The sequence below is a fragment of the Neisseria sp. P0021.S006 genome (genome assembly GCF_051956895.1).
The window spans coordinates 24,230-48,193 of record NZ_JBQCWZ010000012.1; the positions used below are offsets into that span (position 1 = coordinate 24,230).

The 23,964-nt window shown below is 51.0% G+C and carries 21 protein-coding genes and 1 pseudogene; 15 read left to right on the plus strand and 7 right to left on the minus strand.

Annotated elements, in window-relative coordinates:
• Positions 1-143 precede the first annotated feature (143 nt).
• Positions 144-1,619, plus strand: coding sequence for a DUF389 domain-containing protein (locus tag ACTHUM_RS04245; protein ID WP_049344980.1), 1,476 nt, complete (start codon positions 144-146; stop codon positions 1,617-1,619).
• A 44-nt stretch (positions 1,620-1,663) separates the two neighbouring features.
• Here ACTHUM_RS04245 and ACTHUM_RS04250 read toward each other — a convergent pair.
• The 3 genes and pseudogenes from ACTHUM_RS04250 to ppk1 all read right to left on the minus strand — a co-directional run.
• Positions 1,664-1,855, minus strand: a pseudogene (locus ACTHUM_RS04250) (aminotransferase class IV); the annotation flags it as partial.
• 444 nt (positions 1,856-2,299) lie between these two features.
• Complete coding sequence (locus ACTHUM_RS04255; RefSeq protein WP_440361264.1) at positions 2,300-4,315, minus strand: prolyl oligopeptidase family serine peptidase; 2,016 nt, start codon at positions 4,313-4,315, stop codon at positions 2,300-2,302.
• A 102-nt stretch (positions 4,316-4,417) separates the two neighbouring features.
• Positions 4,418-6,475 (minus strand): polyphosphate kinase 1, encoded by a 2,058-nt coding sequence (ppk1, locus tag ACTHUM_RS04260; protein ID WP_440361263.1) that lies wholly within the window; start codon positions 6,473-6,475, stop codon positions 4,418-4,420.
• A 208-nt stretch (positions 6,476-6,683) separates the two neighbouring features.
• Here ppk1 and fabI point away from each other — a divergent pair, with 208 nt between their 5' ends.
• Together fabI and mscL are read left to right on the plus strand one after the other, a co-directional pair.
• Positions 6,684-7,472, plus strand: coding sequence for an enoyl-ACP reductase FabI (gene fabI, locus ACTHUM_RS04265; RefSeq protein WP_049344977.1), 789 nt, complete (start codon positions 6,684-6,686; stop codon positions 7,470-7,472).
• A gap of 448 nt (positions 7,473-7,920) precedes the next feature.
• Positions 7,921-8,364 carry a large conductance mechanosensitive channel protein MscL gene (mscL, locus tag ACTHUM_RS04270; protein WP_004519029.1) on the plus strand — a complete coding sequence of 148 codons (444 nt, stop codon included), beginning with the start codon at positions 7,921-7,923 and terminating at the stop codon, positions 8,362-8,364.
• A gap of 121 nt (positions 8,365-8,485) precedes the next feature.
• Here the strand turns inward: mscL and ACTHUM_RS04275 are convergent, their stop codons facing one another.
• Complete coding sequence (locus ACTHUM_RS04275; RefSeq protein ID WP_199900426.1) at positions 8,486-9,205, minus strand: hypothetical protein; 720 nt, start codon at positions 9,203-9,205, stop codon at positions 8,486-8,488.
• Between the two features lie 233 nt (positions 9,206-9,438).
• Entirely contained in the window at positions 9,439-12,336 is a 2,898-nt protein-coding gene (locus ACTHUM_RS04280; protein WP_039861875.1) for an Rne/Rng family ribonuclease, read from the minus strand.
• A 515-nt stretch (positions 12,337-12,851) separates the two neighbouring features.
• Between ACTHUM_RS04280 and ACTHUM_RS04285 the strand changes: the two genes are divergently transcribed.
• Positions 12,852-13,838 (plus strand): RluA family pseudouridine synthase, encoded by a 987-nt coding sequence (locus ACTHUM_RS04285; protein ID WP_039861877.1) that lies wholly within the window; start codon positions 12,852-12,854, stop codon positions 13,836-13,838.
• Between the two features lie 10 nt (positions 13,839-13,848).
• Positions 13,849-14,499 (plus strand): HAD-IA family hydrolase, encoded by a 651-nt coding sequence (locus ACTHUM_RS04290; RefSeq protein WP_070646253.1) that lies wholly within the window; start codon positions 13,849-13,851, stop codon positions 14,497-14,499.
• A gap of 65 nt (positions 14,500-14,564) precedes the next feature.
• On the opposite strand, the gene ACTHUM_RS04295 is transcribed toward ACTHUM_RS04290, so the two are convergent.
• The gene (locus ACTHUM_RS04295) at positions 14,565-15,371 is read right to left on the minus strand and encodes a DNA ligase (RefSeq protein WP_070695298.1); all 807 of its coding nucleotides are present in this window, start codon (positions 15,369-15,371) and stop codon (positions 14,565-14,567) included.
• A 119-nt stretch (positions 15,372-15,490) separates the two neighbouring features.
• On the opposite strand from ACTHUM_RS04295, the gene ACTHUM_RS04300 reads away from it, so the two are divergent.
• From ACTHUM_RS04300 to ACTHUM_RS04340, 9 genes are all read left to right on the plus strand, one after another.
• The gene (locus ACTHUM_RS04300; protein WP_070695256.1) at positions 15,491-16,129 is read left to right on the plus strand and encodes an MBL fold metallo-hydrolase; all 639 of its coding nucleotides are present in this window, start codon (positions 15,491-15,493) and stop codon (positions 16,127-16,129) included.
• Between the two features lie 459 nt (positions 16,130-16,588).
• Positions 16,589-17,104, plus strand: a complete 516-nt coding sequence (locus ACTHUM_RS04305; RefSeq protein ID WP_049332857.1) for an outer membrane protein assembly factor BamE — start codon at positions 16,589-16,591, stop codon at positions 17,102-17,104.
• 8 nt (positions 17,105-17,112) lie between these two features.
• Complete coding sequence (locus tag ACTHUM_RS04310) at positions 17,113-17,541, plus strand: hypothetical protein (RefSeq protein WP_049332858.1); 429 nt, start codon at positions 17,113-17,115, stop codon at positions 17,539-17,541.
• Positions 17,542-17,842: 301 nt separating this feature from the next.
• The gene (locus ACTHUM_RS04315) at positions 17,843-19,057 is read left to right on the plus strand and encodes an MFS transporter (protein ID WP_049344972.1); all 1,215 of its coding nucleotides are present in this window, start codon (positions 17,843-17,845) and stop codon (positions 19,055-19,057) included.
• Positions 19,058-19,221: 164 nt separating this feature from the next.
• Positions 19,222-19,881 carry an amino acid ABC transporter permease gene (locus ACTHUM_RS04320; protein ID WP_003748035.1) on the plus strand — a complete coding sequence of 220 codons (660 nt, stop codon included), beginning with the start codon at positions 19,222-19,224 and terminating at the stop codon, positions 19,879-19,881.
• Entirely contained in the window at positions 19,871-20,539 is a 669-nt protein-coding gene (locus tag ACTHUM_RS04325; protein WP_049344971.1) for an amino acid ABC transporter permease, read from the plus strand. The genes ACTHUM_RS04320 and ACTHUM_RS04325 overlap by 11 nt, the downstream gene beginning before the upstream one ends.
• A gap of 1 nt (position 20,540) precedes the next feature.
• Positions 20,541-21,272 carry an amino acid ABC transporter ATP-binding protein gene (locus ACTHUM_RS04330; protein ID WP_049344970.1) on the plus strand — a complete coding sequence of 244 codons (732 nt, stop codon included), beginning with the start codon at positions 20,541-20,543 and terminating at the stop codon, positions 21,270-21,272.
• Positions 21,273-21,346: 74 nt separating this feature from the next.
• Positions 21,347-22,201: an amino acid ABC transporter substrate-binding protein gene (locus tag ACTHUM_RS04335; RefSeq protein ID WP_036492138.1), complete on the plus strand. Its 855-nt coding sequence runs from the start codon at positions 21,347-21,349 to the stop codon at positions 22,199-22,201.
• Between the two features lie 215 nt (positions 22,202-22,416).
• On the plus strand, positions 22,417-22,872 hold the full coding sequence (locus ACTHUM_RS04340; RefSeq protein WP_049335818.1) for a four-helix bundle copper-binding protein: 456 nt from the start codon (positions 22,417-22,419) through the stop codon (positions 22,870-22,872).
• Positions 22,873-22,933: 61 nt separating this feature from the next.
• On the opposite strand, the gene ACTHUM_RS04345 is transcribed toward ACTHUM_RS04340, so the two are convergent.
• Positions 22,934-23,467, minus strand: coding sequence for an acyltransferase (locus ACTHUM_RS04345; protein ID WP_049335816.1), 534 nt, complete (start codon positions 23,465-23,467; stop codon positions 22,934-22,936).
• 281 nt (positions 23,468-23,748) lie between these two features.
• Between ACTHUM_RS04345 and rpmE the strand changes: the two genes are divergently transcribed.
• Complete coding sequence (gene rpmE, locus ACTHUM_RS04350) at positions 23,749-23,964, plus strand: 50S ribosomal protein L31 (protein WP_003681847.1); 216 nt, start codon at positions 23,749-23,751, stop codon at positions 23,962-23,964.

Here is a 23,964-nt window from a genome sequence, read left to right on the forward strand (position 1 = left end):
GCGTTTTCATGTGTATGCTAACCTTCTGCAAGGTATCTGCTTAATCATATTTGAAATCAGTATTAAAGCATAATTATCAGTATCCGAAATTCCAGTTAATTAAATATTCAGAGACAATCGTTAAGATTGATTTAAGGATGAAAATGCAAGACCAAGAAAACATTAAAAACCAAGAAGAACAAGAAAATCAGCCAAAAGAAGACAATGGTGCCATGACCAAGTTGCAAGATGTGTTCAATCTTGCGCATGACCAGGCCCATCCCGATAAAATTGATGCCGTCATCCGCGCCAATACTCGGGTGTCCGGAACCAATATGTGGGTATTGATGTTTGCCATTGCCGTGGCGAGTATCGGTCTAAATGTAAACAGCACGGCGGTAGTGATCGGCGCGATGTTGATTTCGCCGTTGATGGGGCCGATTGTAGGTATGGGTTACGGTTTGGCGGTAGGGGATACTGCGCTGATCCGTCAAGCCGTGCGCAATATTATTATATTCGTCGTCATCAGCTTGATTACCGCTACGTTGTATTTCCTGTTAACCCCGCTTAAAGAGGCGCAAAGCGAGCTTTTGGCGCGTACTCAGCCGACCCTTTGGGATGTGTTGATTGCCTTCTTCGGCGGTAGTGCGGGTATTGTGGCGCTGACTCGAAAAGAAGGAGGCAATGCCATACCGGGTGTGGCGATTGCTACCGCATTGATGCCGCCCCTGTGTACTGCGGGCTACGGACTGGCACATGGCAACTGGCACTACTTTCTCGGTGCTTCATATCTTTTTGCCATCAACTGCGTGTTCATCGCTTTTTCGACCTTGTTGTTTTCCAAGCTGCTCAAGCTGCCGCGCAGGGGGTTGGTAACGGAATCCAAACGCCGGTTGCAAAGCATCATTATTACTGCCGTCGTGTTGGCTGTGATGATTCCGAGCGGCTATATGGCATCAGGACTGGTGCGTCAGGAGATCTTCAACACCAGAGCCAATGCTGCCATTGCCACTGCGAAGCAACAGGAAGGTTTTTTCGTGCTGCGTAAGATGTTGAACCATAGAGAAAATAAAGTCAGTCTGGTTGTCAATGGAACGGGCAATGCCGAGAAAATTTCCGCCTTGCTCGTGAAAAGCCTTGAAGCGTCAGGTGTGAAAGAGCCGAAGGTCAACGTGGTCTATGCGGGAGGGGACAATGCCAAAATCGAAGAATTGCTGGCAAGCCAAAACAACCCGGTTCAGCAGCAAAATGAGCTGAAAGAGCAACAGGCCTATATCGATACCGTACTGGCAGGCAAAGCCTCCGATATCGACGATGCAGCGGTACTTAAGGAATTAAAAGCCCAATATCCGGAAGCGGAAAAAATCGTTGTCGGACGCGGCTTGGCTTGGGATAAAGCGCAAACAACGCCTGTTTCCGAACAGTCTGAAAGCCAAAAAAACGCAGAACCGAAGACAGATACATATGACGATATCGTCGTTGTCTCTCTCGAATTGGAGCAGCCACTACCTGCCAAAGATTACGAGCGGATACAGGCGTGGTTACGCCAGCGTTATGAGGGTAAGGTAGTGAGCATATTGCAAACGCACAAGTCTCAGACAGATAAACCGTCTCAGACAGATAAACCGTCTAACGAATAATCGCCTTCAGGCTTTATCCATTTCCGAGAAATCATTGATTGTTCCTAGTACACCAAATCCGCCTCAAACACGCCTCTCAAGGCGTTGGAGAGGCGGATTTTTTCTGCGCGTTCGAGCATATCGCGGGTGATGTGTGTTTCGATGATGGTGTCCGCGCCCAAGTAGGTTTGCAGCTGCTGCAACACGGCTTGGCGCATGATGCCGTTGAGGATATCCAAATCCAGAGACGGGGTGAGACGGGTGTTTTTGTGCATGTTCATGTTTCAGTATTCTCCTAGAAATACTGTAAACAACGCTACTAGTTTCTACAGCATCGAGTTGATAACGTTCGCCCACACCGGCAAGGTTTTCTGCGCCAAGGACAAGTTTGAGTTTCTCAAAGTCGATTTGGTCTTCGCAAAAGACTTCGGGAAAGATTTGTTTAAGTTTTAATATATTGTTTTGTTTGAAATTATTTTCTAAATCGTGTATAATTTTTCGGTTCGGTTGCCATAATTGCGTCTTCCATCAATGATCACTTACAAAGTGTCCATTTTATCGGGATATGTTGAAAGTTAAAAGAAAAGAAGGCCGTCTGAAAAACTTTAATATTCGTTTTTCAGACGGCCTTCTTTTCACTTGCCGAAACAAGAGTATTTTGTTTCTCAACTTTACAAAACAGTCAATCCTGCTGCTTGCTTCTACCCTAAAAACTCTTTCAAAAACAGCAAGACACAGGCAAGTTCGTCGGCGGATTCGCGTTGGGTGCCGTTGCCGGTATGGCCGCCGCCGTCAGGCGAGTAGAGCCAAGATTGCGGCGAGGTTTCGCGCAGTTTGGCGTAGAACTTGAGCGCGTGGGCGGGATGGACGCGGTCGTCGCTGAGGCTGGTAGTGATGAGTGCGGGCGGATAATCGATGCTGTCTGAAAGATTGTGATACGGAGACAATTCGCCCAGCCAGCGTTTGCAGACTTCATATTTCTGCGGATTGCCGTATTCGTCCGTCCAGCTTGAACCGGCGGACAGCAGCGGATAACGGATCATGTCGGTCAGCGGCACTTCGCACACCAGCGCGCCGATACTTTGCGGCTCGCGCACGAAGGCGGCAGCGGTAATCAGGCCGCCGTTGCTGCCGCCCTGCAAACCGATGTGTTTGGGCGAACTCATGCCGCGTTCGGACAAATCGCGCACGACTGCCAATAAATCATCAACGCTTTTGTGTTTGCTGATTCCCTGCGCCGCCTGATGCCAGCGCGGGCCAAATTCGCCGCCGCCGCGGATGTTCGCCAACACAAAGGCATTGCCCTCTTCCAGCCAATATTTGCCAACGCTGCCGAGATAATGCGGCAATTCGGGAATGCCAAAACCGCCGTAGGCATAAACCAAAGTCGGCGTGTCGGGCGTGGCGTTTTTACCGACGTGGAAATAAGGAATGCGCTCGCCGTCGGCCGAAGTCGTCCAAAACTGCTGCACGTTGATGCCGTCTGAATCGAACTGCTGCGGCTGACGGCGCATGACGGTCAGTTCCATCACGTTCAAATCCAGCGCAAACAGCGTCAGCGGCGTGGTGAAATCGCTGGCGGCAAGGTAAACCACGTCTCCGCCCCACGGTTGGTCGGTCATTTCCAATGCACCCGAAGGCAGGCGCGGCAGTTCGACTTCCTGCCATTTGCCGTCGCTAAAGCGCCATGCTTTCAGACGGCCTTGTACGTTTTCCAGCAGGCTCACCACGACAAAACGCTTGGTCGTTTCCACGCTTTCCAATGCCTGCGTTTCATCGGGCGCAAACAAAAGCTGCGTCGCCCCGAGTTCGCCCCGATTCAGCTTCACCGCTACCAATGCGCCGCTCGGATAGCTTTGGTTCGCGCGGTTCCAGTCTTTGCGCAGCGTCAGCAAAAGATGACCCGCCAAATAGCCGACTACGTCGCAATCGTTGGGCAGGTTTAACGGTTTCGCCTCACCTTCGGCCGACACCTGCAAATAAGTTTTGGTGTAAAAACCGTCCGACGCTTCAATCAAATCAATCGGCGAACCCTGCGGATCGAGGTAACGCCACGCGTTTACCATCATGCCGTCTTTGGCAATTTGATACACCGGCAGGCTTTCCTCGAAACTCTTGCCGCGTTCCACTAGCCATACTTCGCGCGGATAGCCCGATTCGGTCAACTGGCGTTCATCCCAAGCCGGACACACCCACACGCTGTTTTCATCGCGCCACGACACATGGTTTTTGCCTGCCGGAAAGTGAAAACCACCTTCTACCAACTCCCCTGCTTCCAAATCCACTTCCAGCGTGTACGCCGTATCGCCGCCCGATTTGCTCAGTGTTAACAACGCGCGGTTGGGCTTTTCCACCAAGTGCGACACGCCGCCCAAATATACATCGTCGCCGAGCAATTCATCGAAATCCGCCACTGAAAACAGGATTTTCCACTCGGGATAGCCGGAACGGTACGTCGCCGCGGTACATACGCGGTACACGCCCTTCGGATATTCTGCGTCCTGATGGAAATGGTACATCCGCGCGCGGTGTTCCTGACAAAACGGAATCTGCCGCGTGTCCTGCAACTGCGCCAAAATGCCGTCGGACAATGCGCGCGCTTTGTCGTTTTCTAAAAAACGCGCACGCGTTTCGGCATGGGCCGCGGCGGCAAAATCTTGCGTTTCGGGAGATTCGAGGTTTTCAAAATGGAGATAGGAATCGGGGTAAGATTTCATAGGAAAAGGCCGTCTGAAAGATTGGGAAACGGAATTATAACGGCAAAATCAAAAAAGGCCGTCTGAAACCTGCGTTTCAGACGGCCTGAGACATTATTCAACTCAACGTCCGTATATTTTCCACAAACCTTCCTGCAAACCAAACGCAGGCTCGCCGTCTTGCGGCTGGGTGCGGACATAACTGCCGTCAGGCTGCATCAGCCAAGCCTGGGTATTGTCTTCCAAGGCCATTTCCAAACCTTCGCGGATCACGCGTTCTTTGAGTTCGGGCGTGGTAATCGGCGTGGCGACTTCAATGCGGCGAAAGAAGTTGCGACCCATCCAGTCGGCGCTGGAGATAAAGGTATCGTCTGCGCCGTTGTTATGGAAGCAATACACGCGCGAGTGTTCGAGTTGGCGGCCGATAATGGAGCGGACGCGGATGTTTTCGGACAAGCCTTTTACCCCCGGGCGCAAAGTACACATACCGCGCACAATCAGGTCGATTTGCACGCCTGCCGCGCTGGCCTGATACAGCGCATCAATTACGCTCGGCTCGATGAGGGAGTTCATCTTGGCGGTAATCCGTGCCGGTTTGCCTGCTTTGGCGTGTTCGGTTTCCTGCTTGATGCGGTCGATGACCATTTTGTGTAGGGTAAACGGGCTTTGATAGAGCTTGTTCAGACGGCCCGGCTTGCCCAAGCCTGTGATTTCCATAAACAACGTGTTCACATCAGCAGTAATTTGTTCGTCAGCGGTGATGATGCCGAAGTCGGTGTAAATGCGCGATGTGCCTTGGTGGTAGTTGCCGGTACCGAGGTGGGCATAACGCTTGAGCACGCCGTCTTCACGGCGGATAACCAAAGCCATTTTGGCGTGGACTTTGTAGCCGAATACGCCGTACACGACGTGCGCACCCGCCTCTTCGAGCTGTTTCGCCCAGTTGACGTTGTTGGCTTCGTCAAAACGCGCCATCAGTTCAACCACGACGGTAACTTGCTTGCCCGCCAGTGCAGCCTTCATCAATGCGCGCACAAGCTCGGAATTGCTGCCGGTACGATAAATGGTCATTTTGACGGCCAACACATCCGGATCGGCAGCAGCCTCGCGTATCATTTGGACAACCGGATCGAAAGACTGATACGGGTGGTGCAGCAAAATCGGCGACTGTTTGACCAGTTTGAACACTGAGCCGTTTTTGCGTAAGGCTTTCAGACGGCCTGCGTTGCGCGGCGGAAACTTCAAATCCGGCCTGTCCACCAAATCCGGGACGGCATTGAGGCGCACCAAATTAACCGGACCTTTGACCTGATACAGCTCGGCAGAAGTCAGCTTGAACTGGGCAAGCAGGAAGTCGTGAATATGCGCCGGACAAGTGTCCGCCACTTCCAAGCGCACGCCGTCGCCGTATTCGCGGTCGTGCAACTCGTTTTGAATCGCGGCACGCAGGTTTTTCAAATCTTCTTCATCAACCGTCAAATCGCTGTCACGCGTGAGGCGGAACTGATGGCAGTCTTTCACCTTCATGCCGGGAAAGAGTTTGCCGACATGGGCGTGCAAAATCGAAGACAAGAACACAAAGCCTGCATCGCCGCCGCAAATTTCAGACGGCATGGGGACGACGCGCGGCAAAATGCGCGGAGCCTGCACAATCGCCATACCAGACGGCCGGCCGAACGCATCCGTGCCTTCGAGTTCGACGGCGAAGTTGAGCGATTTATTTAACGGGCGAGGAAACGGGTGTGACGGATCAAGGCCGATGGGCGTGAGAATGGGCAACAGCTCATTGTCGAAATAGTTTTCGATCCATTTTTTCTGCGCGGCCATCCATTTGTGGCGGCGATAGAAATGAATGCCGGCGCGGCCGAGTGCAGGCTGCAATACTTTGTTAAACAGATCGTACTGCTCGCGAATCAAGGCCTGCGCCTCTTTCGCCACCGCTTCGATGGTTTCGGCCGCGGTTTTTCCGTTGTCGAGCAGCTGATGCGGGCGCAATTTGTTTTCGCGTTTCAACCACGCCATGCGCACTTCAAAAAATTCGTCCAAATTGGAAGACACGATACACAGGAAACGCAAACGTTCCAACAAGGGAACTTTCGTATCCTGCGCCTGAGCCAATACACGACGGTTAAACGCCAACAGGCTGAGTTCTCGGCAGAGAATGCGGTTTTGCTCGGGCATGGTTCACTCCTGAAACATCGGTCATTAAGACTATCAAGTATAACGTTTTGCCGCCGTTCCGTCAGGTTTCAGACGGCCTTGGCAGACAACCTTATCCCTATTTGAGGCAAGACAAAGGGTTATCCGTTTTTTTCTATGCCGAAACAGCGGTTTTTGCTATAATGCGCAGTTTAATGCAACCGCAATACCACTGCTAAAGGATAAGAAAATGGGCTTTTTGCAAGGCAAAAAAATTCTGATTACCGGCATGATCTCCGAGCGTTCCATCGCTTACGGCATCGCCAAAGCCTGCCGCGAACAAGGCGCGGAATTGGCATTCACTTATGTTGTCGACAAACTGGAAGAGCGCGTCCGTAAAATGGCGGCCGAACTCGGCTCCGAACTCGTGTTCCGCTGCGACGTTGCCAGCGACGACGAAATCAACCAAGTTTTCGTTGACTTGGGCAAACACTGGGACGGCCTCGACGGTTTGGTGCACGCCATCGCGTTTGCCCCGAAAGAAGCTTTGAGCGGCGACTTCCTCGACAGCATCAGCCGCGAAGCGTTCAACACTGCTCACGAAATCTCCGCATACAGCCTGCCTGCGCTGGCAAAAGCCGCCCGTCCGATGATGCAGGGCCGCAACGCCGCAATCGTTGCCCTGAGCTACTTAGGCGCCGTTCGTGCCATTCCTAACTACAACGTTATGGGCATGGCCAAAGCCAGCCTCGAAGCCGGCATCCGCTTCACTGCCGCCTGCCTGGGCAAAGAAGGCATCCGCTGCAACGGCATCTCCGCAGGCCCGATCAAAACCCTGGCTGCTTCCGGCATCGCCGATTTAAGCAAACTCTTAGGCCACGTCGCTTCCCACAACCCATTGGGCCGCAACGTGACCACCGAAGAAGTCGGCAACACCGCCGCCTTCCTCTTGTCCAACCTCGCTTCCGGCATTACCGGCGAGATTACCTACGTTGACGGCGGTTACAGCATCAATGCGCTGAACGACGAAGAGAACTAAACAGTTTTCACGCCAAACGCACTTTCATGCTGAAAGTGCGTTTTTTATGGCCGTTACATTATGGTTTGAATAACTGCATGACAAAAAAGGCCGTCTGAAAGTCAAATACGAATTCGAAACATTATCTTTACAGGCTTTCAATGATTATGTTTTCAGCATTATTATATTATCATTCTACCTCAATTTGAAATTCCGATAGAGCATTGATTCTAAAGATAACATTCATGTTATCTGATACTTAGCTACTGATAAAAAGTGGTGTAAAAAAGTAACAGAAAAAATTCAGACGGCCTGTTTTTCATACAGAAGGCATAGAAGCAGGGCATTTTTGGCATAAAATACAAAATTTAACATTATTGAATTTTTCTTAACTAATAAAGCGTTAAGATGCCTGCCGATTAATTGAATCACATCTGATTTTGACTCAAACACATACAGGAGATTAATTATGTCAATCGCTTCAGAATTTAAAGAATTTATTATGCGTGGCAACGTTGTCGACCTCGCAGTCGGTATGGTTGTCGGTACAGCATTCAGCGGCATCGTCAAATCATTGGTTGACGATGTAATCATGCCTCCTATCGGTCTACTAATCGGCGGCGTTGATTTCTCCAACCTGTTCATCACCCTGAAAAACGGCGCACAAGCCGCTCCTGCTGAAGGTTACGCCAACCTGGCAGCCGCTCAAGCAGCCGGTGCCGTTACCCTGAACATCGGTCTGTTCATCAACACTGTGATCAGCTTCCTGATCGTTGCCGCTGCCATCTTCTGCGTGGTTAAAGCCATCAACTCCTTGAAAAAAACCGACGCTCCTGCTGAAGAAGCACCGGCAGAGCCTAGCGAAGAAGTTCTGTTGTTGCGCGAAATCCGTGACTCTCTGAACAAAAAATAATCACAATACCTAAACATACACACACAAACCAAGGCCGTCTGAAACCATTTCAGACGGCCTTTTCTAACTCCATCGCTCTGACATAGTTGGCTGTTTAAGAAAAACTACAAGCAGCTATCCTTCATTTATTTATAGAAACCTTGCTTACGACCTCATTATTTTTACCCAATAGATAAAGGAAATTATCATTTACCTCTAATTTACCAAGGTAAACGCCATAATCCATTTCATGAGCAGGACAGGTTTTAATCAAATGACGAATACTCTTGTCTTTATTTTCAATATTCCAAAACAAGTCAACTTTATCGATCTGATGTTCCACTTGAATGGAAAAAGTGGTGGATTGAATCTTCTTCTTTTTCCATACCCAACTATTTTCATAATGGTTTCTCTCTATTTCATTCACTACATCCCCAAGTAAGCAGAATGGAATAGAAAGCTTATGAAATACACGGTTTGCCCCTTCGACTAAGGCAGCCAAGAGCATCTTTTTCTTATCAACAGGATCTAAAGCTTCATAGGTACAAAAATCAAATGGAACCTGAACAGTATAGACACCAAGTAAGTTTATGATACAAGGATTGCAGACCTTATCCATGCATTCTATGATGATTTTCCAACAATCCTTAGTTGGAACAGGCTTGAAGAGTCGCTCCAACATAGATGTCATACACTTCGATTCATATACAAACGCTTTTCTACGGCATTTCCAATTTTGATTGTAGTCCTCTATCCTGGCCTCCTCGTATCTTAATGAAGCTGAGTCCATCAACTCCTCGATCCTTTGGCGATTTTCCACATAAGGTCTATCTAATTCAAAATATCTTAACTTCATATTCATACTTCCATGATCTTATTTTTTATACAGGACCAACCCTATGTAAAGGCTAAGTCTTTCAAGGTAGCAATGATTCTGACCTTTAAATATCGATAACTCCAACTTCTTGATGCTTCATACTTCTCACTCTCCTCAAAAGAAATTTCCTTTTCTTAACTATTCCCTATAGTCGTAGCACTTCTCCTGTAAAAAAGCCCGATGCGTTCAACATCGGGCTTTTAACTGGAAAACCAATCTTAGTCTTTGCGTGTTTCCACCAAAATCATTTCGACTGCTGTGTCTTCCACTTCTACTTTAGGCACATCCGAACGGCGTGTTTTAGCAACCGGTTCAGGTTGTGGCTGCGCGGCAAAAGCGGCAACGGCTTGCGGATCGGTTTCAACGAAGATCAAATCGCCCAAGCTCTCAGGCACAACGATTGCGACAGGCGCTGCTTCAGCTACGGCTTCAGTTTGTGTGACAACAGTTTCGGCTGGTGCTTCAACCGATGCAACAGTAGCCGTTGCATTTGGAGACAATACCGCAGCAATGGCTTCTTTGACATTGCTGACTGCAGAAGCAAGCAGGGCTTGTTCGGCATCAGCGCCTTCAGTTTGCGCTACGGCAGGCTCGTCTTCGCTTTCAATCGCAAATACGAATGGCTCTGCGCTGGTCACTTCAGGCTCGGATACTACAATCACCAGCGGCTCGGCTTGATCGCTTTCAGAAGACAATGTCGCATTTGCAGCTTCAACCGTTTCGTTCAAACCCAAAACATGCGCCACAGCAAAGAGAACTTTGTCGGCGGTATCGGTAATGTTCAGGTATTGCTCGATTTTTGCTGAAGACGGAATATTGCGTTTTTTGCTGTTAGAACGGCGGTCGTTGCGGTTGTTGCGCTGACGGTTGTTGCGCTGACGGTTGTTGCAGTCGCGTCCTTGACGGCCGTTGTTTTTCACACCCTCTTCGCTGCGGGCGTTGTCGTCCGCTTCGACTTGCGCCTGTTCGCCATCGGCTTGAACGTTCACGTCCTCAACACGGTTTTCCGCAGGTTGATGACGGTTGCGCTCGTTGCGACTGTTGTTGCGGCGGCGTTTATTGCCGTTTTGTTCCGCTTGGTTTTCAGACGGCATCTCAGCCAGTGCAGCCACTTCCTGAACGTTTACGTCTTCAACCACTTCCTCAACACGATTGCGCTCGTTGTTGCGATCATCGCGGCGGTTGTTACGGTTGCGGTTGCGGCGGGTGTCTTTACGCTCGTCGTTGCGGCTTTCGTTTGATTTGTTTTCTTCAAACTTACTGTCGACAGCTTCGGCATTCACTTCGCGCACTTCGACTTTGCTGCCGTCGTTTTTGTTGTTGCGGCGTGGATTTTGACGGCGGCTGTTTGAACGGCGGTTACTGTTTTGGCTGCGGTTGTTTGTAGTGCGTTTTTCGGCAGGCTCTTGAGCAACTGCGACAGGTGCAGGCTCGCCGCCGAAAATGCGTTTCAACCAAGCTTTGAAGCTGTCCCACCAAGAGGCTTTTTTCTCAGGGGCGACAGTCGGTGCAGGCTGGGTATGGCGTACGCCTTTGACAGCTGGCTCAGGACGGGAAGCTTTGGCTTTTTCGCTGCCGAAAGGTTTGGCGGATTCGTCTTCTTCCGGCTCGGCAACGCGTTTGTAGCTCGGTTCGCCGTCTTCTTCTACGTCATCAATGCGGATGCGGTTGATTTCGTAGTGCGGATTTTCCAAGTGGATGTTTGGAATCAGGACGACGTTCACATCCAAGCGCTCTTCCATCGCAAACAGCTCGGCGCGTTTTTCGTTCAACAGGAAGGTGGCAACATCGACAGGCACTTGTGCGTGTACTTCGCCGGTGTTGTCTTTCATTGCTTCTTCTTGAATGATGCGCAAAACGTGCAGGGCGGTGGATTCGATGCCGCGGATGACGCCTGTACCGGCACAGCGCGGACACGCAACATGGCTGCTTTCTCCCAGAGCCGGTTTCAAACGTTGGCGGCTCAACTCCAAAAGGCCGAAACGCGAAAGTTTGCCCATTTGCACGCGTGCGCGGTCTTTTTTGAGCGCGTCGCGCAGGACGTTTTCAACATCGCGTTGGTGTTTCGGATTTTCCATATCGATGAAGTCGATGACGACCAAACCGCCCAAGTCGCGCAGGCGCATTTGACGGGCGACCTCTTCGGCGGCTTCCATATTGGTTTTGAACGCGGTGTCTTCAATATCCGAGCCGCGTGTGGCACGCGCAGAGTTGACGTCGATGGAAACCAGGGCTTCGGTATGGTCGATCACAATCGCGCCGCCGGAAGGCAGGCTGACGCTGCGTGAGAACGCACTTTCGATTTGGTGTTCGATTTGGAAACGGGAGAACAGCGGCGTGTGGTCTTGATAGAGTTTCAGACGGCCTACATTGCTCGGCATGACGTAGCTCATGAATTCGGCAACTTGGTCGTAAACTTCTTGATTGTCCACCAAAATCTCGCCGATATCGGGACGGAAATAGTCGCGAATCGCACGAATCAGCAGCGAGCTTTCCATAAAGAGCAGGTAAGGGTCATGGTGTGCTTTGCCTGCTTCTTCAATGGCTTGCCAGAGCTGTTTGAGGTAGTTCAAGTCCCATTCCAACTCTTCCGCGCTGCGGCCGATGCCGGCGGTGCGGGCGATGATGCTCATACCGTTCGGAATGTCGAGTTCGGCCATGGCGGCTTTCAACTCTTGGCGCTCTTCGCCTTCAATACGGCGGGATACGCCGCCGCCGCGCGGGTTGTTCGGCATCAATACCAAATAGCGGCCGGCCAGGCTGATGAAGGTGGTCAGTGCCGCGCCTTTGTTGCCGCGCTCATCTTTTTCGACTTGGACGATAACTTCCATGCCCTCTTTGAGCACGTCCTGAATACGCGCCCTGCCGCCTTCGTAGTCGCGGAAATATGAACGCGATACTTCCTTAAACGGCAAAAAGCCGTGGCGGTCGGTTCCGTAATCGACGAAACACGCTTCCAGCGACGGCTCGATGCGGGTAATGATACCTTTGTAGATATTGCCTTTACGCTGTTCTTTGCCCAGCGTTTCGATGTCCAAGTCCAAAAGGTTTTGGCCATCGACAATGGCAACGCGCAGCTCTTCGGCCTGCGTTGCGTTGAATAACATTCTTTTCATAGTCACCTCGTGAACAGCGGCCGTTTGATTTGTGAATATCTTTTTCAGACGGCCTGTCTGTCCGGTTGGCACTCTTCAAAGGCAAGATGGGAAAATCCCCGTGTAACCAGTATTTGATTTGAAATCCGCAAGGTTGCATGCTTGAACTCAAGCCATGTGCGGACGGATTCGGATAAAGAAGGAAATAAAGAACAATGCGGCGGAAAGGTTGATGGTTCCGCTGCCGTCCGAATGCTGATGCTTCGGACAAAATTAAGGCAGCCTACATCTTCTTATTATCGTAGCGCCGGTAATTTCGGACGGTGCTGCGCGGACTGCGTCTTACGCCCGGCCGGACGGCAGGTTCAATTCAAACTTAATTACGGGATTGCGTTTGCCGGCTTTGAACAAACACAAGGAAATGCTTTGCGGAGTGCGTTTTTAATATAAAATCTCGTTTTAACAATAAATCCGTTTCAGACGGCCTGCGACGGCAGGTTCGAGTCCCGAAACGGACGTTTGGGATTATAGAGAAAATGCACGCAATACGCAAAGATTCAGTCAGCCTGATTGCCGTTGCCGAACACGAGGAAGGCCAACGCCTTGATAACTATCTGATAAAAATCCTCAAAGGCGTCCCGAAAAGCCATATCCACCGCATTATCCGCGCCGGCGAAGTGCGGCTGAACAAAAAACGCTGCAAACCCGACAACCGCATTCAGGCAGGCGATACTATTCGCATTCCGCCGATACGCATCGCAGAAAAACAAAGGCCGGCTGAAAACCAGGCCGCGCCAGCACGCGAGTTTGACATCGTTTACGAAGACGATGCGCTTTTGGTCATCAACAAACCGTCCGGCGTTGCCGTCCACGGCGGCAGCGGCGTGAGCTTCGGCGTCATCGAACAAATCCGCCGCGCCCGTCCCGAAGCGCGTTATCTCGAACTCGTCCACCGCCTCGACAAAGACACCAGCGGCCTTTTGATGATAGCCAAAAAACGCAGCGCCTTGGTGAAACTGCACGAAGCCATCCGCAACGACCATCCGAAAAAAATCTATCTCGCGCTGGGTGTCGGCAGGCTGCCGAACGACCGCTTCCACGTCAAGCTTCCCCTGTTCAAATACACCGGCGCACAAGGTGAAAAAATGGTGCGCGTCAGCGAAGACGGCCAATCCGCCCACACCATCTTCCGCGTGTTAAACCGTTTTTCAGACGGCCTTTTGCACCAAGTCGGCCTGTCCGACCTGACCTTTGTCGAAGCCACCCTGAAAACCGGCCGCACCCACCAAATCCGCGTCCACCTACAATCGCAAGACTGCCCCATTGCCGGCGACGAACGCTACGGCGACTATCAGGCCAACAAACGCCTGCAGAAACTCGGTTTGAAAAGAATGTTCCTGCACGCTTCCGAGCTGCACCTCGCCCATCCGCTGACCGGCGAAAAACTAATCCTGAAAGCCCACCTGCCGCAAGAATTAGCGCAATTTGTTTTAATGCTGGAAAATCAGGAAAAGGCCGTCTGAAAGGAAACCCATGAAACCCAAACTCATTATTTTCGACTGGGACGGCACGCTTGCCGACACCACCAACCCCATCATCCACACCTTTCAACAAAGCTTTGCCGATTGTGGCCTGCCCGTTCCCGAAGCCGACCAAATCCGTCCGCTCATCGGATACAGCCTGTCCGGCATCATCCGCCGCCTTGCCCACAACGTCAGCGAACACGTTCAGGAAACCCTGATTGAGACCTATGCCGCGCACTACCTCAATCCCAACAACCGCAACATGACCCTGTTCACCGAAGCCCTGCCCTGCCTGCAACGCTTGAAACAACAAGGCTATTGGCTTGCAGTAGCGACCGGCAAAGGCCGGAGCGGCTTGGACAAAGCCATTGCACAAACCGACACCCAAGCCTTTTGGCTGGAAACCGCCTGCGCCAGCGAATATCCGTCCAAACCCGCGCCCGACATGGTACTCGCCCTCTGCGACCGACTGGGTGTTGAGCCGGAAGAGGCCGTCGTCGTCGGCGACACCACCCACGACCTAGAAATGGCTGCCAATGCCAAAATCCGCGCCATCGCTGTCACCACCGGCGCACACACTGCCCAACAACTTTCCGCCCTGCCCCATATCGCCATGCTCAAAAGCTTGGCCGAATTGCCCGATGTATTGGAAACCTTATAAAAGACTATGCAACATCTATATTAAAGGCCGTCTGAAACCTATTTTCAGACGGCCTTTAATTTGTTTTATCGATCCGAGCGCACCCTGACAAATGTTGCAAATTTCGGCGTTCCCTTTTGCGTAAAACCACGATAACGGTAAGTAATCAGCGCACCGATTTTCGGCGGATGGTCGCGGTCTTTATCCTTAAAACCGCTGCCGATACGAAACTCGCCATATTGGTTTTTGCATCCTACCGCACCCAAACGCCCGACATTTCGCCCTTTGCCCTCATAATGACGCGTCACTGTACATTCATCATCATATTCACTTTTCAGCTTCAACAGCTGCCCATTTCTACCGCTTGCATAACGGGCTTCAGGTTGACGCAGCATCACACCTTCCCCACCCAGCGCTTCGACTTGTTTCAAAAAATCCAAAGCATGCTGTTTGTCGCGCACCTTGACTTGCGGAATAACCGTAAACCGTGCCGACGGGTGTGATTTCAGCCATTTCGAAGCCGTTTCCAGCCGCTGATACAGATTGCCCTGCGCCTGCGGCACATCAAAAACATGCAAACGGATGCCGTCCCAATTTCCCGAGGCAGAACGCACCGTCGCGGAAATTTGCTCAAACCGCCCTCGTCCGCTGTACAACTCGCCATCCATCGGAAACGGCGGAAAACCTGCTGTAAAACCTTTGGGCGGTGTAAACGCATAGCCCTGACGACTGACCAGCTGCCTGCCGTCCCAATACGCGCGTACGCCATCCAACTTTTCACTCATGGCCCAACCGGCAATATCTTGATTTTTATATTCCTGCGCCAACAACAAATCTGCACCAAACGCCGCAGAGATGAAAGAAGCCGCAAAAATCGGTATCATGGTTCGCATTACATTATTCATATTCATAAGACACTTTTCCATACTTGCTTTTGTTATTATATATGCATAATAACAAAAGACCGTCTGAAACGTAAACAACATTAAATAAGCATTTCCTAGGAACACCCATGGCACTCCAATTTGAAATCAACGCCGTTACCCCCTTCCGTCAAAACTGCACGCTGATTTGGGACGATGAAACCAAAGAAGCCGTGTTGGCCGATGTCGGCGGCGACGTCCCTTATTTATTGCAACAAGTCCAAAGCAAAGGCCTCAAGCTGACCGCCATTTGGCTGACCCACGGCCATCTTGACCACGCAGGCGGCGTGGTTGAACTTTTGAAAACCTGCGACGTACCCGTTCTCGGTCCGCACAAAGACGACGAATTCCTGCTCCAAGCCCTTCCGCAAACAACGGCGCAATACGGCTTCCCTGTTTCTCCGTCATTCACGCCGACACGCTGGCTGGAAGAAGGGGAAACGCTCAAAGTCGGCAACCATAGCTTCCAAGTCCTCCACATTCCCGGCCACACTCCCGGCCAAGTCGTTTTTTACAACGCCGAAAACAGTCTTTTAGTCGCAGGCGATGTTTTATTTTATGAGACCGTTGGTCGCACAGATTTTCCGCGCGGCAATCATGATGACCTCATAAACAATATCCGCGCTAAACTATTAACCCTGCCCGAAACCACGCAAGTTATAGCCGGGCACGGTCGCATGACCAGTATCGAGCATGAGAAAAGGTACAATCCGTTTCTGGTTCGTTAATATGAATGTTGTATAAAGCCAACATTCTGGCATACACAGATTATGCGTATAAAGGAAAACTGGCATACAATTTGCAGGGATAACATCCGAAAGATTAAGTACCTAATCTCCGGCAAATGCCAAAATGAACTAAAGCACAAAGATAACAAGGTATTACGCAATACAACCTGATTTATCGAAAACTGGACATCTCTAAACCCCAAGCCTTACTCGCAGTGAAATTGTTACAAAGTGACAATAAATGTCAGTCAGGCCGTCTGAACGGTTCTGCCGATTCAGGCGGATACAACGGAGATGAGGCGCAATGCCCTGCCGGAATGTGCCGATGTTCTGTTTGTCAAACCGTCGGGTACATCTTTAAGAAGCACAACATTATTTGGGTAAACCGGCAAACTCGCTGCCGGCACTAACAGGCCGTCTGAAAAGTTCGGCTGGTAAAATCAATAAAAGGATTATCAAATGAAAAAAATCGCAAAAGTGGGCTTCGTCCTGCTGGCTACCGGCCTGCTGGCCGCCTGTGCTACTAAGAGCAAAATCACTCCTGAAGGCACTACCGACGAGCCACGCTTCCCTAAACCTTACTCTCTGACCTTCAACAAAGACCGTGGTACATTCCCGACTTTTGACGAGTTGGATCAAATGCGTCCTGGTCTGACCAAAGACGACATCTACAAAATCCTCGGCCGTCCTCACTACGACGAAGGCATGGTTGGCGTGCGTGAATGGGACTACCTGTTCCACTTCTACACCCCAGGCGTAGGAGTTGACCCTGAAAACACTTCCGGCGTTGAAGGCATCACTACTTGTCAATACAAAGTGATCTTCGACAAAGACAAATTTGCACGCAGCTTCTTCTGGAATCCAGTATTCCCTAAAGATGCTGTATGTCCTCCTCCAGCACCTACACCTAAACAAGAGCCTCAAGTGATCATCCGCGAGATCATTAAAGAAGCTCCTAAACGCATCCGTCAATAAGGACAAATTTGAAACGGATCCTATTGGGTATAGCCTTGGCAGCAGGTCTGAATTCTTTGGCTGCTGCCGATGCTGTCAGTGACTATATCCAGCGTAAAAAAGTTGTGGTCAATACAGCTAAGGCGGAGCTTTGCTTTGCCGATGACGGTCAGTGCCATCCGGTACTGATTGGCAAGACCACGCCGAAAGGCAAATTCAATATGACGCCGATGATGACCAGCAAACCGGGTTACGGTGGCGAGGTTATCGGCTTCAAAGAAGAAAATGACTTTCTGTTTGCGTTACACAGGGTATGGACGCTCAAGCCGCAGGAAAGACGCATGGAACGCATCGCTTCTCCTCATGTGGCCGACCGCATCATAACCAATGGTTGTATCAACGTACAAAATAATGTGTACGAAAAACTGCGTCAGTATTTCATTCTGGAAATCATCTGATGTAAGTCAGTCAAACAAAGGCCGTCTGAAACTTTTCAGACGGCCTTTCTTCTCAAACGAAAATTCAACGGCAATTTGCTTGCTCCGTCAGTACCAAACGAAGAATATTTGACCGCTTCATCCTCAATTCATCCTCAAACCATATCACTTTTTACCATATCCAAAGAACCAACGGTTATTTATGCCGTTTCCCGCCCAATGCTAGAATCGCGCGTTTATATATCGGCTCGCCGAGAAATCAAATAAATAATATAGTGGCAGGAATAGCTTTTATTCCCTGCCCCTTACATACACAAACATCATGACCGATTCTTCTGCCAAATTACCCAATTTGTGGCTGCTGATCGCCGCTGCCGCCTCCATCCTGCTGATTACCATCGGCATGAGGATGACTTTAGGGCTTTTTGTCCTGCCCGTCGTCAACTCGACCGAATTGAGCATGACCCAGTTCAGCCTGATTATTGCCGTTTTCCAATTGATGTGGGGCATATCGCAACCCTTGTCCGGCGCGTTGGCCGACCGTTTCGGCGCGTTTAAGGTTTTAGCCGGCGGGACGGTTCTATTGATTGCCGCCTGTCTGATGGTGCCGCAAATGCCGACTTATTGGGGGCTGATGCTGGGTATCGGTTTATTGTTGGCATTCGGTACGGGTTCGGGCGGATTTTCCATCATTATGGGACAGGTCGCCGCCAAAACGCCGCCTCATCGGCGCGGCTTGGCTTCCGGCCTGGTCAATGCAGGCGGGTCCGCAGGGCAATTTTTGTTCGCGCCGCTGGTTCAAGGTTTGATTGCCCTCCCCCACGTCGGCTGGACGGGGACATTTTACGTTTGGGCAGTCATTGCCATCTTGATTTTGCCGATTTCTTGGTGGCTGGCCGGCGGCAAACATGCTGCTCATACCGTCCATACCGACGACGGCCAAACCCTGAAGCAGGCCGTCTGCAAGGCTTTCGCCAACCGCAGCTATATCTTGCTGCATTTGGGTTTCTTTACCTGCGGTTTCCACATCGCCTTTTTGGTTACCCACCTGCCAACCGAAATTTCACTTTGCGGCCTCCCTGCTACGGTCGCTTCGACCTCCATTGCCATTATTGGTTTGGCAAACATCGCTGGCTGTATTTTTTCAGGCTGGTGTACCGGCAGATTTTTGGGCAAATACGTCCTCTTCGGTTTATATGCTTCGCGTGTCGCCATGATATTGATTTATCTGGCCGCCCCTAAAACCGATTTGAACTTCTATCTTTTCGCCGCCGGACTCGGTTTCACTTGGCTGGCAACCGTCGCCCCCACCGCCGCCATTACCGGCAAACTTTTCGGTACGCGCTACTTGGCCACCCTCTTCGGGTTGACCATGTTGAGCCACCAAATCGGCGGCTTTTTGGGTTCGTACATCGGCGGCATCGTCATCACGCGCTTCAACGATTACGGCTGGATGTGGTACGCCGACGCAGTCTTGGCAGGCACGGCCGCCCTGTTGAATTTACTGATTCATGAACGGAAAGCGGCTGCCGCCTGACGCGGAAACCTTGACATTCTAAGGCCGTCTGAAACGTTTCAGACGGCCTTTGCCTTATTCCATTTTTTATGTTTTATCCACAATCGATATTCCTATCCATTATTTAACACTCTCTTACAAACCCGTTAAAATACTGCCTTTATCATGCTGATTGTCTGACTCTGATGAACTGGTCTTATCTGATCGATGCCATCCCTAAATTTGTCGATGCGGCAAAGCTGACGCTGGAATTGTCGGTATATGGCGTCGTTTTGTCGTTGCTGTTCGGCCTGCCCGTTGCCGTGGTTACGGCATACCGCATCCGCCCCTTCTACGCATTGGCACGCGCCTATATCGAGCTGTCGCGCAATACGCCCCTGCTGATCCAATTGTTTTTCCTGTATTACGGCCTGCCGAAAATGGGCATTAAATGGGACGGTTTCACCTGCGGCGTGATCGCACTGGTTTTCTTGGGCGCAAGCTATATGGCGGAAGCCATCCGCGCCGGTATTTTGGCCGTCCCCAAAGGACAGATCGAAGCGGGCAAGGCCATCGGTTTGAGCCGCTTTCAAGTGTTCCGCTATGTCGAATTGCCTCAGGCATGGGCGGTCGCCGTTCCCGCCATCGGCGCAAACGTATTGTTTTTGATGAAAGAAACATCTATCGTCAGCGCGGTCGGCATTGCAGAATTGTTGTTCGTTACCAAAGACATCATCGGCATGGACTACAAAACCAACGAAGCCTTGTTCCTGCTGTTTGCCAGCTACCTGATCATCCTTCTGCCCGTTTCGCTTCTGGCGCGCTGGGCCGAAAACCGCGTACGGAGTGCAAAATATGGTGTTTGACTGGCTGTTTGAAGGACAAAACGCGGCACGCTTGGGCGAAGGCCTGTTGTTAACGGCGCAGATTTCCCTGGCCTCCGTTGCCGCTTCCTGCGTATTGGGTACGCTGTTCGGCTTGGTTTTGCGTTCGCGCAACCGGCTCATCCGCTTTATCGGACGGTTTTATCTCGAAACCATCCGAATCGTGCCGATTTTGGTGTGGCTGTTCGGCCTGTATTTCGGCCTATCCGTCTGGACAGGCATCCACATCGACGGATTTTGGGTCTGTGTCTGGGTATTTACCATGTGGGGTATCGCCGAAATGGGCGATTTGGTCCGCGGCGCATTGGAATCGATTGAAAAACACCAGGTCGAATCAGGCCTGGCACTCGGCTTGAGCCGCGGGCAGGTATTCCGCTACATCGAGCTGCCGCAAAGCATCCGCCGCGTATTGCCCGGCGCCGTCAATCTGTTTACGCGCATGATCAAAACCAGCTCGCTCGCCTCCCTTATCGGCGTCATCGAAGTCGTCAAAGTCGGCCAGCAAATCATCGAAAACTCGCTGCTGACGCAACCCAATGCTTCATTTTGGGTTTACGGCCTGATTTTTATGCTGTATTTCTTCTGTTGCTGGCCGCTGTCGCTGCTGGCGGCAAAACTTGAACAAAAATGGGAACACTGACATGGCTTTACTGAGCATCCGCAACCTGCACAAACAATACGGCAACGTAACCGCCATTCAATCCTTAGACTTGGACTTGGAAAAAGGCGAAGTCATCGTACTGCTGGGCCCGTCCGGCTGCGGCAAATCCACCCTCCTGCGCTGCGTCAACGGTTTGGAGCCGCACCAAGGCGGCAGCATCGTGATGGACGGGGTCGGCGAATTCGGCAAAGACGTTTCCTGGCAAACCGCCCGGCAAAAAGTCGGCATGGTCTTTCAAAGCTATGAACTGTTTGCCCACATGACCGTCATCGAAAACATCCTCTTAGGCCCGGTGAAAGTACAAAACCGCAACCGCGCCGAAGCAGAGGCACAAGCCGACAAACTGTTGGAACGCGTCGGCCTGATCGACCGCAAAAACGCCTATCCGCGCGAACTCTCCGGCGGCCAGAAACAACGCATCGCCATTGTCCGCGCCCTGTGCCTGAATCCGGAAGTCATCCTGCTGGACGAAATCACCGCCGCACTCGACCCCGAAATGGTGCGCGAGGTTTTGGAAGTGGTTTTAGAACTCGCCCGCGAAGGCATGAGCATGCTCATCGTAACCCATGAAATGGGGTTTGCCCGCAAAGTTGCCGACCGCATCGTCTTCATGGACAAAGGCGGCATCGTCGAATCGACCGACCCCGAAACCTTCTTCTCCGCCCCGAAAAGCGAACGCGCCCGCCAATTCTTGGCAGGCATGGACTACTGATTTTATTTTCAGGCCGTCCAACCCTTTTTCAGACGGCCTCCACTTTCAACCAAACATTTGAAAAGGAAACACTCATGCAATTGAACGCCAAATTCAAAGCCCTCCTCGCCTCCGCCGCCATCGCCGTCGGCCTGACTGCTTGCGGAGGCGGCTCCGGCGATGCCCAATCTTCACAAAGCAGCGGCGCAGCAACCGTTGCCGCCATCAAAGAAAAAGGCGTCATCCGTATCGGCGTATTCGGCGACAAGCCTCCGTTCGGCTATGTTGACGCCAACGGCAAAAACCAAGGCTTTGACGTTGAAATCGCCAAAGACCTGGCCAAAGACCTGCTCGGCAGCCCCGACAAAGTCGAATTCGTCCTGACCGAGGCCGCAAACCGCGTCGAATACGTCCGTTCCGGCAAAGTCGACCTCATCCTCGCCAACTTCACCAAAACACCCGAACGCGCCGAAGCCGTCGATTTCGCCGATCCTTACATGAAAGTGGCCTTGGGCGTAGTTTCCCCCAAAGACAAACCGATTACCGACGTTGCACAATTGAAAGACCAAACCCTTCTGGTCAACAAAGGCACCACCGCCGACGCCTTCTTCACCAAAAGCCATCCTGAAGTCAAACTGCTGAAATTCGACCAAAATACCGAAACCTTCGACGCGCTGAAAGACGGCCGCGGCGTAGCACTCGCCCACGACAACGCCCTGCTGTGGGCATGGGCAAAAGAAAACCCGAATTTTGAAGTCGCCATCGGCAACCTCGGCCCTGCCGAATTCATCGCCCCGGCTGTTCAAAAAGGCAACACCGACCTCCTGAACTGGGTCAACGGCGAAATCGCCGCCATGAAAAAAGACGGCCGTCTGAAAGCCGCCTATGAAAAAACCCTCTTACCCGTGTATGGCGAGAAAGTCAAACCGGAAGAATTGTTGGCGGAATAAACCGACTATTTTCTCGGCAAAAAGTCACTTGGCCGTATTTCAGCTATCCGATTTGTGATTAATTTAAACAAATATCATATCCAACAACAGGCCGTCTGAACGTGTTATCGATACCTTCAGACGGCCCATTGTTTAAAAACGAATAACATGATAACCTTTTAATAACGGATGAAATAATTCGTCCGATATTTCTACAAAGCAAAAAGGAAACTATGATGAACCGTCGTCAATTTATCGGCAGCGCCGCTGCTGTCTCTCTCACCGCCGCCGCTTCTTTTGCCCGTGCTCACGACCATGCACACCACGCCGGTCATGCTGGTCACGCGCACTCTGCACCGCGCGCCTACGAAGCTGCGCGCAAAGCGGCCGCACATTGCGTTGAAGCCGGTCAAATCTGTTTGGCGCACTGCATTGCCCTGTTGAGCGAAGGCGATACCTCCATGAAAGACTGCGCAGCCGGCGTTAACCAAATGCTGGCACTGTGCGGCACCTTGCAAAACCTCGCCGCCCAAAATTCACGCCTGACTCCGTCTTTGGCAAAAGTGTGCATCGAAGCCTGCAAACAATGTTCTGCCGCCTGCAAAGAACACGCCGGCCACCACGCTGAATGCAAAGCCTGCTACGAATCTTGCTTGGCTTGCATTAAAGAATGCGAAAAAATTGCTGCTTAATCAATATTAAAAAAGGCCGGCTGAATTTCAGACGGCCTTTTATTTTGCTATTTTGTTTACGCTATTCGGCTGCAAGCTCTTGCTCATCAAGCAGATTTTTCCGAACAATCGCAGGATTGCCCGCTGCCACGCAATAAGGCGGCACATCTTTAGTAACCACCGAACCTGCGCCGATTACCGCACCCTTACCGATGGTAACGCCGCCCATGATAATCGCACGTCTACCAATCCAAACATCGTCTTCAATCACAATCGGGCGAATGTCCGTATAGCCTTCAAAGCGGCGGGTTTCAGGGTTGAATTTGTGGTTGGTTGAATAAAACAGGCATTCCGGTCCCATCATCACGTTCTTGCCGAGGGTCAGGCCGTGGCAGATTTCGCAATTGACGCCGATACCCGAATTGTCGCCGATTACCGTATCCGGAAAAACATATCCGCCTTTTTCAATATTGACGTTTCTTCCGATGTTTGGGGAAATGCACGCAGCCAAAGCGGCGCGGAATTTTTGCGCAATTCTGCCGAATGGTTTGCAATAAGACGGAGGCAACATTCCTCCCCAGACACGCAAAATACGCGTCAATATCCTTTTTTGCATGGATTCCGTCTCCTGTTCGTAAAAGCGTAAATATTAATCAGACTATTATTTTTCTTAAAGTTTCACATCTAAAAGAGGTTTTACATCCTCTTTTCAGTTGAATTACAGCCCGATTACACAATATTTGGTTTGAAACTCTATTCTAAACTGTTCTCGCCTGTTGCGAAACTGCCCGCTACGCAAAATATCCGCTTGACGAAACAGCCAAAAATAGCGAAAATCCCACGCTTAACTGAAGTACAGGCAAAACCCCTGTGCCCGCTTAATCGAAAGGAAATCAAATGAAACAAGGTATTCACCCGAACTACCACGAAATCAACGTTACCTGCTCTTGCGGCAACAAATTCGTGACCAAATCCGCAATGGAAAAAGACAGCTTCAACGTTGAGGTTTGCTCCCTGTGCCACCCTTTCTACACCGGTACTCAAAAAATCGTCGACACTACCGGTCGTGTGGACAAATTCAACAACAAATTCGGCAACCTGTTCAAACGCTAA

Coding starts and splice junctions, on each gene's coding strand:
- rpmE (WP_003681847.1), top strand. CDS start 23,749: ATGAAACAAGGTATTCACCCGAACTACCACGAAATCAACGTTACCTGC.
- ACTHUM_RS04245 (WP_049344980.1), top strand. CDS start 144: ATGCAAGACCAAGAAAACATTAAAAACCAAGAAGAACAAGAAAATCAG.
- ACTHUM_RS04305 (WP_049332857.1), top strand. CDS start 16,589: ATGAAAAAAATCGCAAAAGTGGGCTTCGTCCTGCTGGCTACCGGCCTG.
- ACTHUM_RS04300 (WP_070695256.1), top strand. CDS start 15,491: ATGGCACTCCAATTTGAAATCAACGCCGTTACCCCCTTCCGTCAAAAC.
- ACTHUM_RS04320 (WP_003748035.1), top strand. CDS start 19,222: ATGAACTGGTCTTATCTGATCGATGCCATCCCTAAATTTGTCGATGCG.
- ACTHUM_RS04335 (WP_036492138.1), top strand. CDS start 21,347: ATGCAATTGAACGCCAAATTCAAAGCCCTCCTCGCCTCCGCCGCCATC.
- ACTHUM_RS04290 (WP_070646253.1), top strand. CDS start 13,849: ATGAAACCCAAACTCATTATTTTCGACTGGGACGGCACGCTTGCCGAC.
- ACTHUM_RS04345 (WP_049335816.1), bottom strand. CDS start 23,467: ATGCAAAAAAGGATATTGACGCGTATTTTGCGTGTCTGGGGAGGAATG.
- ACTHUM_RS04255 (WP_440361264.1), bottom strand. CDS start 4,315: ATGAAATCTTACCCCGATTCCTATCTCCATTTTGAAAACCTCGAATCT.
- fabI (WP_049344977.1), top strand. CDS start 6,684: ATGGGCTTTTTGCAAGGCAAAAAAATTCTGATTACCGGCATGATCTCC.
- ACTHUM_RS04280 (WP_039861875.1), bottom strand. CDS start 12,336: ATGAAAAGAATGTTATTCAACGCAACGCAGGCCGAAGAGCTGCGCGTT.
- mscL (WP_004519029.1), top strand. CDS start 7,921: ATGTCAATCGCTTCAGAATTTAAAGAATTTATTATGCGTGGCAACGTT.
- ACTHUM_RS04340 (WP_049335818.1), top strand. CDS start 22,417: ATGAACCGTCGTCAATTTATCGGCAGCGCCGCTGCTGTCTCTCTCACC.
- ACTHUM_RS04325 (WP_049344971.1), top strand. CDS start 19,871: ATGGTGTTTGACTGGCTGTTTGAAGGACAAAACGCGGCACGCTTGGGC.
- ACTHUM_RS04275 (WP_199900426.1), bottom strand. CDS start 9,205: ATGAATATGAAGTTAAGATATTTTGAATTAGATAGACCTTATGTGGAA.
- ppk1 (WP_440361263.1), bottom strand. CDS start 6,475: ATGCCCGAGCAAAACCGCATTCTCTGCCGAGAACTCAGCCTGTTGGCG.
- ACTHUM_RS04295 (WP_070695298.1), bottom strand. CDS start 15,371: ATGCGAACCATGATACCGATTTTTGCGGCTTCTTTCATCTCTGCGGCG.
- ACTHUM_RS04330 (WP_049344970.1), top strand. CDS start 20,541: ATGGCTTTACTGAGCATCCGCAACCTGCACAAACAATACGGCAACGTA.
- ACTHUM_RS04285 (WP_039861877.1), top strand. CDS start 12,852: ATGCACGCAATACGCAAAGATTCAGTCAGCCTGATTGCCGTTGCCGAA.
- ACTHUM_RS04315 (WP_049344972.1), top strand. CDS start 17,843: ATGACCGATTCTTCTGCCAAATTACCCAATTTGTGGCTGCTGATCGCC.